Consider the following 12108-nt stretch of genomic DNA (forward strand, 5'->3'; position numbering starts at 1 on the left):
CCTCTCACAACGGCCTCAGGAGATTGTCTCTGCAATCCAATCGGCCAGCATATGCGGTGTAATTGCAGCGACATGCGCTCCCATATTGGCTAGCGTCTGGGCTGCCTGTCTGTTATAGACCGGCTCTCCGCCAAAATCAAGTGCCGTCAACACGAGCAGCTTCGAGCCTGCATCGATAATATCCTTGCATGCCCTGTACATCGGCGGCAGCGTGTAGCCCTCCTCCAGATCGGTGACGAGAATAAAGATGGTGTGAGCAGGATTCTCAATCAGCGTCTCGCCATACCGTACCGCCTGGGCAATGTGCGTCCCCCCGCCTAACTGTACATTCATCAGCAGGTCGACGGGGTCTTCCAGCCTGTCCGACAGATCGACGATCTGGGTATCAAAAATAAACAGCCGTGTTCGGAGTGCATTCAGCTTATAGAAGATGCTGGCCATCACAGAGCTATAGATTACGGTATCCAGCATGCTTCCGCTCTCATCCACGCCGATGATGATGTCCCATTTGTTATAGGACTGAATCGAGCCATCAAAATAGAGCTTGTCAATGACAAATCGCTGCCGTTTCCGGTCGTAATTCTTCAGATTGCTTACGATCGTCTTGCGCATATTGAGGTTGCGGATCGACTTGATCGGACTGCGCGTATAGCGGCTTCGCTTGCCGACAATGCCTGCTTGCACATGAGATTCAAGCTGCTTGCGCAGCTCCTCCACAACCTGACGCACGATCTCCTTGGCGCTATGCAGCACCGCGCCCTTCATCCTTCCCTTGAACTGGAGCACATTCTTCAGCAGGTTCATATTCGGCTCCAGTGACTCCAGCAGCTTCTTATCCGTCAGCAGCTCCGTTAAGCCGTAGCGGTCGAGCGCCTGCTTCTCCAAAACCTCCGCTGTCTGCTTGGGGAAGAGCGTCCGCATCCTGTGCAGCCACTTCGGTACTGTAAGCCGTGATGCTTCCTGCCCTCCACCGCGTCGGTAGCCCTGCTCTTCTCCATACTCCCGGTCATATAGATAGCTCAATATTTCATCCATCTCCATATAACCGAACTGATCCGCCGAGTAATCGGGTGAGCTGGACAAGCCATGATCGGCCGATTGCCCCAGAATAAGGCGCCAGCGGTTCAGCACCTCCCGGGAGCTGCGCTCCTCCTGTCCATCCTGCTTCATATCAGCTTCCACGCAGCAAACTCCTTCCGTATCGCTTCATCCATCCTTCTCGCCTCGATCAGCGCCCGCTCCTTCACAGCCGGCAGCTCCAGTTCATACATTGTTGTCTCATGCAAGGCCGCGACTTTCTCTGCGATCAGACTGCTCTCAACAGGTGTAAAATGAGTAAAGGCCAGACGCAGCTCTGGTACCATGGCGATGAAATCATCATACGGCAGCTCGCCAATCAGGTGATTCAGCTCAGAGAGCAGACGACTGTCATACAAGAAGACATCACGCGCGGACGCGCAGACACCCTGCAGATACAGTGCGGATTGCTTGGCCTTGTCTGGCGTACCGCGGATGTATCCCTTTGCCCGCTGCATAATCTCCTCTCTGCTTCTGCTGCCAAGCGCCGCAGCAATCGCGATTGCACTGCCCTCCAGCAGCGGGGGCAGCGCTGCCATGTCCAGCAGCTCATCCAGTTGCTGGTGAAGGCCATCCCCGTCATAACGCTCCGGCTCGCTCCCGGCTAGCATCGACAACAGTTGCAGGCTCTGTGCAACTGCCGGCTGCTCGTCGGCATGCGTCTCGGTCAGGTGGGGTAGCTGCAGCAGCGCCATGCGATACGCCTCCTGTGCAAGACGCGGCAGTTGTCCGTCATCCGACAGTCCCAACAGTCGACTGTGCTGTCGCATGCGTACCAGTGTATTCAGGCTTCGGCAGATGGAGAGAAAATGAGCATCGGCGTGCAACGCCTGTTCTACCCGCTCGTATAAGCTGCGCACTGACTCCTGCAATCCCATCAGTCCAGCCTGCAGCAGCAAGCCGACCAGCTCGGAGCTATGATGCTCCGGTATGGCCAAGGCCTGCTCCTGCAGCTTGCGAGCTGCCGCCTCCCTGACTGTGCCGCCATAGATTGAGCATTCGATAAACCTTGCTTCAATGCGTGAGGAATACGAATACGACCAGCTCTCCCTTACCAGATTCATATCCTTGTATGCCACCCAGTCCGGGCCGGCTTGACGAGTAGCAAACTCACCGACCAGAAAGCTGATGCAATGAAACCACTGACTCAGCAACCGATGCTGCGACTTGGCATATATATCCAGCGTCTTCGAGTGCTTGCCCGTGACATTAAGCTGCAGCTTGAGCTGCGCGCTGCGTGCCTTGAAATCCTCTACAATCGGCACAGCCAGCTTGTTCGGGGCGACCGTGCCGATCTTATCCCCCGTAAGCAGCAGCGCAAGCTGCTGCAGCGGCTGATCCGTTGCCAGCGTATGCTCCCCCTTGACGAAGGCCGACAACGCGGCATCCTGCAGTTCGAAGACGCCGCCCTCCCGTTTGCCGCGCAGCTCAGCCAGGCCATGCAGCATCCGATAGGCTTCTATCGCATCGCTGGTAGACACAGCCTCCTCGCTCTGCCGCAATTGGCGTGCAAGCTGCGCAAGCAGCGAAGCAGCAACATCGGTATAAGGCTGCTCACGCAACTGCAGCGGCTCGGACTTGCGCTTGCGATGCATCTGATTCCATATCTGATCATAATAATTCACATACGGCATTCCGCTGGCATAACCATTCAGTCGGTCAGCCTCCATGAACGTATATACCATGGGGTAAGCAGCAGTAAGAGCCCGATCGGAGCTAGCCCTGCCCGCTGGCTCGCCTGACGATGGATATGGAGGAAGCAGGGCGTAGGTATGGAAGCCCCCGGTAACGACAAGCACCCGCCCGTACTCAGCCACTGCTTGGGCAATGCAAGCGCGCATATGAGCTTCCCGTTCCAGATCGCCGAATTGCCCTAGCTGCTCATCGGAGTAGCACATCCGCGACAGGGTGCAGTACGTGAACACGATCCGCACAAATTCGCGCGTATCAGCAACAAGACCATTAATCTCCACCATCTTCTCCCACAGCTCATCGAAGCTGCGGCAATTCAGATTGCTGCAGAGTGCTTCCATAAACTGCGAGCCTGCCAGCAGCGTCTCATCCTGTGCCGAGGCCTGCTCTGCTTGCTCTCCTTCCTTGTGCTCCCCTGCCACTCTGCGCCCGTAATCGTCCAGGTCGATGAAGCGGGCAGGAATGCCGCGCCGCGCCGCCTCCTTCATGGCAACATACTCTGGCGAATAGCTCAGCAACGGATAATAATACGCTGCCTTGCCCTCCTCCGACTCGAAGGTGCAATAGAGGCTAACCGGAGGGACAGTGGCCTCATCTGTCAGGATCGGGATGAGTTCCGTCGCATTCACCGGGCCTTCGATCAGTATGATGTCCGGGCGATACTGCCCAATCATCGCCAGCAGATGGTGCGAGCAGGCGGGGCTATGATGTCGTACAGGGAAGAAGACGACGCCCAGCTCTTCATTCATCACCTGCTCGGCGAAGGCTCGCTCGATCTCCCGAACCTGCTCGGACGGGGCAACATCCATCAGCCGATCCATTGCTTTTCCTCATAATATGCCTTCCAGAGCGGTTCTACCGCAGCACGCTCCTTGACGATCTTCGAGAAATACGCCTTCAGCAGCGCCAGATCCTTCTCATTCTCCTTCACGATGGTTCCTTGCATGCTCTGAACGAGCCGGTTCAGAGCCATCGGCTTGCTCTCATAATAGTAGGAGGTCATGGCACTCTCCACATAGACTGATACCGCCTCCGCCGTGCTGAGAGCCGCCTGCGGACTGTCCACCCGGTAGCCCTCGCGTGTCTGTCCGGTTCGCAGCTCCATGAAGGTGGTCGCCAGCAGCTCGACAACCTCCACGTCGATCTCGCTGTCGATGCCTCCTGAGCGCAGGAGTGCCTTAGCCTGGCTCTCGATAATACGCGCCTCCAGCTTCACGTTGTTGACGGGGCGCACGGTCTCGAAGTTGAAGCGCCGCTTCAGGGCGCCGCTCATCTCATTGACCCCTTTATCCCTAATATTAGCTGTAGCGATAATATTGAAGCCCGGCTTGGCGAACAGATTGCCTTCCTTCAGCTCCGGGATATGAAGCACCTTGTCGCTCATAATGCTGATCAAGCTATCCTGCACCTCGGCCGGGCAGCGTGTGATCTCCTCGAAGCGGGTCAGGATGCCCTCCTTCATCCCCGTATAGAGAGGCGAAGGCACAAGAGCCGCCTCGGACGGCCCCTGATCGAGCAGCATCGCATAGTTCCACGAGTATTTGACCATATCCTCTGTCGTCCCTGCCGTCCCCTGAATCGTATTCATGCTCGTCCCGCAGATTGCCGCCGACAGCAGCTCGCTCAGCATCGTCTTCGCGGTTCCCGGTTCGCCAGCCAGCATGAGCCCGCGGTTGCCCGCCAGCGTGACGACAGCCCGTTCGATCAGCACGTCATTACCATAGAACTTGCGCGTAATCTCGACCTTTTCCCCGTTATGTACAATCGGCGTTTCCCGCCCTATAATAAAGTCCCGCACCGCCGCCGGCGACAAGCGCCAGTTGGGCGGACGTCCTCCGCGATCCTCTGCCTGCAGCGCAGCAAGCTCGGCCGCATACAATTGCTCTGCGGGTGGTTTGATCATCTCTTGCATAACTCCAGCTCCCCCTCTATCCAAATCAGATCATGTGTTCCCATTTTCTCATATATAACATCTTAACACAGTATACAATGGCTTTCTATAGGGCGTCTCCCCTCGCAATTCCCGTATGAGTAGTCATATTTTCTCATTTTTCAAGGTCTTTCGACATGTTTATCGTAATTTGCATAAAATCCATAAAGGCATTTGTATTTCTCCATTGAGTGGAACGGATAATTCGATTATCATTAACCCGAATACGATAACGAGAATCATTATCTTTACTCAATATAATAGATTACTATGGAGGAATTGGACAATGAAATCGATAGCAAGGCAACTCACTGCTGTAGGTATGCTTCTAACCATGGGAGGGTGGCTGATCGCCTGCGGAAGCAGTGGAAACAGCGGGAGCGCTCCAGGAACGGTCGACGGACAGACGGCACAAAACCTGTCGAGCAAGCAGATAGAGTCTTCCTCTACGCAGACTGCTACAGAGACGGAGACACGAGCGTATACGGATCATGCGGGCCACATGGTGTCTATTCCCGTACAACCACAGCGAATTGTATTTCACGGGGAAACCGTCGGTGATCTCATTGCGCTTGGCATTCAGCCTATCGCCAGCGCAAGCAACTTTATCGACGGGACAGTCTTCGCGGATAAGACGGGAGACATCGCCGACCTCGGATTTCCGATTAATATTGAGAAGACAACGGAGCTAGAGCCCGATCTGATTCTTTATGCTAATAATGATGAGAAGATATATCAATCCCTCTCGCAGATCGCGCCTACACTCATCTTCAATACCTTTACTCCGCTCGATCAGCGTATTCTGGAATTAGGCGACATCACAGGCTACAAGCAGCAGGCCGAGCAATGGCTTGCTTCCTATCGCGAGCGAACGGAGAGAATGTGGGACAAGCTTCACGACGCCGGAGTCAAAGAGGGCGAGACCGCGACAGTGCTTACCTACTACCCTGGCGACCGGCTGTTTGTCATGCTGAGCACCGGGTTATCGCAAATACTGTATGAGAAGCAGGGCTTCAAGGCGCCCGATCCGGTTCAGAAGCTGCTCGATACGGGCAAAGGCTTTGAGCAAATTTCAATGGAGCTGCTGGATCAATTTGCCGGGGATCGAATCTTCATCCTCACTCCGGTACCGGAGGAAGCGAAGGCCTCAACAGAGGCGATGCTGCAAAGTCCGCTTTGGCAGCAGTTGCCTGCGGTCAAAAACGGGCATGTCTACATGATTGACATTATGAAAAGCTCAAGTGATGCTGCTACCCGCGAGTGGCTGCTGGACTATCTGCCGCAGCTTCTTACTGAAGCCGAATAATTCGCTTAGGGCACGACACTAACGCCCCGGTCTGCATACTGCTTTGATTTTAGCCGAATCCTTAGGTACAATGATATTATTGATAATCATTCTCACTAAAGGAGCTCGCTATGGAGACCTGTCTCTTATTTCATCTGGCTGGATTGGAACTATTCTGTTCAACACCTGATTCTGCCTTCCGCCTGTCCGACAGCGCTAAGCTGCTGCATACCTTATTGTTCCTCGAAGGAGATGGCGGCCAGTTAACCATTGACGGCGAAACCTTGAATGCTCAAACCGAGCGAGCATACTGGATCGGGCCCGCAAGCGTCTACGAACTGGAGGCAGCCATGGGGCAAGCCCTGCGTTGCTATCGTGTCCGTCTGCGAGTGATTCGCTCCAGTGAAGAGTTGGAGCTGCATTCGGGCGCATTGTTTAAACAAAGCCATGAATTGCTTGCCTACCCATTCCGCCGTGTGCTTCATATCCTTGACAGGCTGCATACATTGACCGGTAGGGATCATGCCAATACCACACCATATCGGGCGCAATTGCTGCTTCAAGAACTGATGGTCTTGCTGCATGAACAAAATATTGACAGCGGGGACCCTTTGAGCGCTGCTCAAGCCGTCGACCGTGCGGTCAAGTTCATGCAGACGAACTATGCGCATCCGATTACGGTCAAGCAGATGGCAGCTCTCGCCGAGGTTCCCGCCTGGCAGTTCACACTGATCTTTCAGGAGCTGACCGGAAGAAAACCGCTGGATTACATCACGGAGCTGCGCATACGCCGTTCCAAGGAGCTGCTTATTCAAGAGAGCGCACCGCTTCGGGAGATTGCCCGCCAGGTCGGATTTACAGACGAATATTATTTCAATCGCCGTTTTCGCCAGTTGACCGGACTGTCGCCAAGACGATATGCACGTCTGGCCAATCATCATCTGATCCGTGTACGAGACTGGCTAGGCCATGAGGTAGATATTCCTTCCTCACCTTCCCGGATTATCTATCACGGCGAGACCTTTGGCGACCTGCTGGCGCTGGGCGTGCAGCCGATCGGCGGCGGTCTCCAGTTTCAGCAGCATCGCAAGGTGCGAGATCAGACCCGCGACGTCTGCGACGTTGGCTTCCCTCTGCAACCGGACATCGCCAGGGAGCTGCGGCCGGATCTCATCATTATGGCCAGTTCGAATGATAGACTGTACCGCTCCATCTCACAGATCGCTCCCGCCCTGGCCTTTGACTCCTATGCCCCGCTAGGGCAGAGGATGACACAGCTTGGAGAGTGGCTAGGCAAGCAACAAGAGGCAAGTCAATGGCTGGAACGGTTTCACTCGCGGGCGGAGTCCATATGGCGGCGGTTGCCGCTTGGAACGGATGTGACGGCGACTGTCTTCGCCATTCATCATGGACGTTTATTTGTGATGGGTGCCACCGGATTCTCCTCCTCCCTCTACTATCCTTATGCCTTCAATCCCCCGGCGTCTATTAAGGAGCTGATACAGGATGGGAGCGGCTATGCCGAGCTCTCCCCTGACCGTCCCGACAGCTTAGCCAGCTATGCTGGTGACTATCTGTTCCTGCTCTGTTCTTCGGATGAAGAGTCGCGCGTTACGCTCGGCAGGTTGAGTTCGAGTATATCCTGGCTATCGCTTCCGGCTGTGCGAGCAGGCAGAGTCTATCAACTGGAGGCGGATGAGTGGAATCATGCGGATGCGGTAACTGTCGAAAGCTCGCTTGAGCTGCTGCCTACGCTGCTACACTTCTGAAGTACGGTGCCTCATGAGAAGACCTTGCCAAATATAAGCACACGGCAGCAGCCCGCGAGCTTTATGCCCGTGAACTGCCACCGTGTGCTGTTGTTATACTGCGATGATTAGGTCGTGTCTGAAAACCCGCTCAGAGTGTTCAGACACGCCCTAGTAACCTGATGAGGCCGAGTCCGAACTGTTCGTAGCGATCTGAATGCCGTTGCTCGTGCCGATACGCTCTGCGCCCGCTTCAATCATAGCTAGCGCTGCCGCATAGTCGCGCACTCCACCCGAAGCTTTAACCTTGACTCCCGCTCCAGCCGCTGATTTCATCAGCCGCACATCCTCGGCGGTGGCTCCGCCAGTCGAGAAGCCGGTTGATGTCTTGACGAACTGTGCGCCCGCTTCGGCGGAGAGCTTGCTCGCCAGCTCGATCTCCTCCTTATCCAGCAGGCAGGTTTCCAAGATGACCTTGACGAGACGTCCCTCTGCCGCTCTCACAACGGCTGCAATCTCATCCCGTACAAGCCCGGTCTTGCGCTCCTTCAATGCGCCAACGTTGATCACCATATCTATCTCCGTCGCTCCATTGTTCACCGCGTCTGTCGTCTCCGCTACCTTGATCGAAGTGGTGTTCATGCCCAGTGGGAAGCCGATTACGGTGCATACTGCTACACTGCTGCCTGCCAGCAATCTGGCTGCTTCGGCTACATAGTAAGGATTGACGCATACCGATGCAAATCCGAATTGCTTCGCCTCCGCGCATAGTTGTCCAATCTCAGCGCTCGTGGCCTGAGCCTTCAATAACGTATGGTCAATGTATGATGCAATCTTCATCTGTTCTCTCTCCTATTCCATTGGCGCGAACACATTGTCGCTCTTATATTTGGCTGCATTGCTCGCATCGATCAGGCCCGTTCCCCCGTCGATATAGCTCTCCACCTGTTCTCCCTTAGCTACCTTCAGCGCCGTCCGCACGACGAGTCGTCCAAGGACAGCGGGGTCATTCAGCACGGTGGCACTGTAGCTGCCCTCGATGATCGCATTGACCGCCTCGGAGAGCCCGTCGATACCGACAACCTTTACTTTATCCAGCATATTCGCCTGCTTCAGCACTTGAACCGCACCCATCGCCATATCATCATTATGCGCATAGACCAGCGAGACATCCGGGTGAGCCTGCAGCAAGTCCTGCATCGCCTTTACAGCCTCGGCGCGAACGTAGTTGGAGTATGGCCCTTCGATAATTTGTACGCCCTTCTCCGCCTCGACGACCTCATGGAAGCCATCATGGCGATCCATCATCACCTTGCCGCCGGCATCGCCCTGCAGCTCGATAACTTTACCCTTGGCTGCTCCCAGTCCGCCGAGCAGCTCCACCGCTTTAGCGCCTGCAAGTCGGCCCATCTGCTTATTGTCGCGTCCTACGAACGAAGCGACCGCTTCTTCTGTTGGACGGTCAACCGTCACAACCGGAATATTATTTTGCTTGGCGAGCGCCAGCGCCGGAGCGACCGCAGTCGGGTTGGTCGGATTCAGCACGAGCACATCAATTCCTTTTGTAATGAGATCCTGCACGTCCTGATTTTGCTTTTGCAGATTATTTTGCGCGTCAATCGTAATCAGCTCGACACCGTTCTTCTCCGCCTCAGCCTTCGCTGCTTCAACAAGCGACGTATAGAACGGGGATTCCATCGTCACCTGCGAGAAGCCGATGGTAACTTTATCCTTCCCTTCCTCGCTCGTGTTCCCCGAGCCTTTGCTTTGAGAAGAACAGCCACTAACCATCAATACTGCACATAAAAGCGCTGTCATCGAAATGCTTGCCCATTTTTTTGTCTTCATCTTGATCTCTCCCTTGTTGTAGTCATCACTTGCATATGAATTACTCGCAGTATCAGCCTTGGTGCGACTTGATGACGAACCGGTTGAACACAAGCGCCAGCACGATGATCAAGCCCATAAAGATCGACTGATAGTACGAGGACAAGCCAATTAGATTGAAGAGATTAGTCAATATACTCATTAGCAGCACCCCGACGAACGTGCCTCCCGCACCGCCGACACCACCAAACAGGCTAGTGCCGCCAAGCACAACCGCTGCGATCGCATCCAGCTCAACACCTTGTCCCGATGTCGGCTGCCCGACCGTCAGCCAGGAGGTCAGCACAACGCCGCCTAGAGCTGCCATTAATCCGCAGATCACATAGGCAGAAGTGATATACAGATTCACTTTAATTCCTGTCAGATGGGCTGACTGTGGATTGCCGCCGATGGCGTACAGCTTGCGGCCGAACGTCGTGTAGCGCAGGACAAATACCGAGAGCAGTGTAAGCGCGATCCAGATGACCCCGGATACGGGGATGCGGCCAAAGATGTTGCCGCCGAGAAATCGAATCGACTCAGGCAGGTTAAACACCGGCTTGCCGTCGGTCAGCAGCAGCGCCAATCCACGAGCGGCTACCATGGTCGCTAGTGTTGCAATAAATGCCGGCACCTTGAGCTTCGTGGAGATCAGTCCGTTGATTGCCCCGATGGCTCCACCGGCGATGAGCGCGATGAGAATCGCAGGCAAGGAGCCCAGACCGCTCGTCACGAGGATGGCCATCGTCATACTCGACAGCGCCAAGGTGGAGCCGACGGACAGATCAATGCCTGCCACTAAAATGACGAAGGTCATTCCTAATGCGATAATGCCTACAACAGATGATTGCTGCAACAGATTTAACAGGTTTTGTACGGTGAGAAATTTGGGCGACAGAAGAGCGCCGATTCCCATAAATAAAAACAGCAAGAAAAATAGATTGTAACGCTTGACGACATCCAGCCACCTGAAGCTTGCAGTCGGCTTGGCCGCACCAGCTTCCATGCTAATTGGCTTCAAGCTCTTCCCCCCCTTTGACGGCATAATGAAGTATTTCCTCCTTTTCATTGCGCGGATCGTCGAATTCCCCTACCAATCGGCCGCTGTACATGACCAGAATGCGGTCGCACACTTGCAGCAGCTCGTTAATTTCAGAGGAGACGACAATGATTCCTTTGCCCTCAGCAGCGAGCGAACGCATAATTTTATAGATTTCCTCCTTGGCTCCGATGTCGATGCCCTGTGTCGGTTCATCGAACAGCAGCAGCTCCGAATCGCGGATCAGCCACCTGGAGATGATCACCTTCTGTTGATTGCCGCCGCTCAGATTAACCATCAGTGTATCCTGATGAGGCGTCTTGATGTTGAGCGCTTGAATCCGTTCCTTGACCGCCTGACGCACCTGGTGCCCCTTCAAAATCGAGAAGCGTGAAAACAGATGATGCGAGGAGATGACTGCGTTCTCCTGCACGGACAGATGCAGCATCGCTCCTTCCGTCTTGCGGTTCTCCGGCACAAGCCCCATCCCCGCACGTATCGCCTGCCCCGGCGACTGAATGATCCGCTGGCGCCCATGAAGGTGAATCGTTCCGCGCTGCAGCTTGTCAGCGCCGTAGATGGCGCGCAGCACCTCGGTTCGCCCCGACCCGACAAGACCGTACAGACCGATGATTTCACCCTTGCCCAGCTCAAAGCTCACATTATGAACGTGCTTCGTAGTTAAGTGCTCCACCCGGAGCAGCTCCTCGAACTGCCGCTCGTGCTTGACATGAACATGCCGCACTGCTTTGTGGCCGATAATTAACTCCACCAGCTCTTCCTCATCCAACTCTGTCAGCGCCTTGGTGGCGATGTAACGACCATCCCGCATAACGGTAACCCGATCACCGATGGCAAACAGCTCCTCCAGCTTATGAGAGATGTAGATGACGGTAATGCCCTGTCGCTTCAGGTCGCCAATAACCCGGAATAGCGTCTCGACCTCCTTTTGCGACAGTGTTGTCGAAGGCTCATCCATAATAATGAGTCGGGCATGGCTGGCTATCGCCTTCGCCAATTCAACGATCTGCTTGTGCCCGGCGCTCAGCTCTCCTACCCTCTTGTCGACCGGAATCGAGATGCCGAATCTCTCCAGTATGCCAGCCGCCTCTCGCCGCAGCTTCCGCCAGGACAGCAGGCCGTAAGCCGGCTTCAAATAGGAGCCTAGAAATATATTTTCCGCTACCGAGAGATGATCGATCAGCGACAGCTCCTGATAAATAATAGCGATGCCTAGCTCCTTGCTCCGCGCAGGATTGCCAATCTCGACCTTGCTGCCCTCGAAATAAATGTCGCCCTCGTCCTTGTCATAGACGCCGGTCAAGATTTTCATCAAGGTTGATTTGCCTGCCCCATTGGCACCGATCAGGCAATGCACCTCTCCTTGCCGCACCGTAAAATCAACGTGACTAAGCGCTTTCACACCTGGGAACGACTTGCTGATGTTCAACATGCTTAATATCGGCTCCAT

Annotated in this window: 9 protein-coding genes; 2 read left to right on the top strand and 7 right to left on the bottom strand. The window is 54.8% G+C overall.

What is annotated here, in order from left to right; translation table 11 throughout:
• Positions 1-15: 15 nt before the first annotated feature.
• The 3 genes from ACY1JZ_RS03915 to ACY1JZ_RS03925 are packed head-to-tail and all read right to left on the bottom strand — an operon-like array spanning position 16 to position 4681.
• Positions 16-1170, bottom strand: a complete 1155-nt coding sequence (locus ACY1JZ_RS03915; RefSeq protein ID WP_462628372.1) for a VWA domain-containing protein — start codon at positions 1168-1170, stop codon at positions 16-18.
• Positions 1167-3590 carry a DUF5682 family protein gene (locus ACY1JZ_RS03920; protein ID WP_462628155.1) on the bottom strand — a complete coding sequence of 808 codons (2424 nt, stop codon included), beginning with the start codon at positions 3588-3590 and terminating at the stop codon, positions 1167-1169. Before ACY1JZ_RS03920 ends, ACY1JZ_RS03915 begins: the two co-directional genes overlap by 4 nt.
• Complete coding sequence (locus ACY1JZ_RS03925) at positions 3578-4681, bottom strand: ATP-binding protein (protein WP_462628156.1); 1104 nt, start codon at positions 4679-4681, stop codon at positions 3578-3580. Before ACY1JZ_RS03925 ends, ACY1JZ_RS03920 begins: the two co-directional genes overlap by 13 nt.
• Positions 4682-4985: 304 nt before the next feature.
• On the opposite strand from ACY1JZ_RS03925, the gene ACY1JZ_RS03930 reads away from it, so the two are divergent.
• Positions 4986-6005, top strand: coding sequence for an ABC transporter substrate-binding protein (locus tag ACY1JZ_RS03930; protein WP_462628157.1), 1020 nt, complete (start codon positions 4986-4988; stop codon positions 6003-6005).
• A gap of 110 nt (positions 6006-6115) precedes the next feature.
• On the top strand, positions 6116-7753 hold the full coding sequence (locus ACY1JZ_RS03935; protein WP_462628158.1) for a helix-turn-helix domain-containing protein: 1638 nt from the start codon (positions 6116-6118) through the stop codon (positions 7751-7753).
• 150 nt (positions 7754-7903) lie between these two features.
• Here the strand turns inward: ACY1JZ_RS03935 and deoC are convergent, their stop codons facing one another.
• The 4 genes from deoC to ACY1JZ_RS03955 are packed head-to-tail and all read right to left on the bottom strand — an operon-like array spanning position 7904 to position 12108.
• The gene (gene deoC / locus ACY1JZ_RS03940) at positions 7904-8572 is read right to left on the bottom strand and encodes a deoxyribose-phosphate aldolase (protein ID WP_462628159.1); all 669 of its coding nucleotides are present in this window, start codon (positions 8570-8572) and stop codon (positions 7904-7906) included.
• A gap of 12 nt (positions 8573-8584) precedes the next feature.
• A complete protein-coding gene (locus ACY1JZ_RS03945) occupies positions 8585-9580 on the bottom strand; it encodes a substrate-binding domain-containing protein (protein WP_462628160.1) in 996 nt (331 codons plus the stop codon).
• Positions 9581-9632: 52 nt separating this feature from the next.
• A complete protein-coding gene (locus ACY1JZ_RS03950) occupies positions 9633-10619 on the bottom strand; it encodes an ABC transporter permease (RefSeq protein WP_270170923.1) in 987 nt (328 codons plus the stop codon).
• Positions 10606-12108, bottom strand: coding sequence for a sugar ABC transporter ATP-binding protein (locus ACY1JZ_RS03955; protein ID WP_270170921.1), 1503 nt, complete (start codon positions 12106-12108; stop codon positions 10606-10608). Before ACY1JZ_RS03955 ends, ACY1JZ_RS03950 begins: the two co-directional genes overlap by 14 nt.

The organism is Paenibacillus sp. J5 (genome assembly GCF_054955055.1).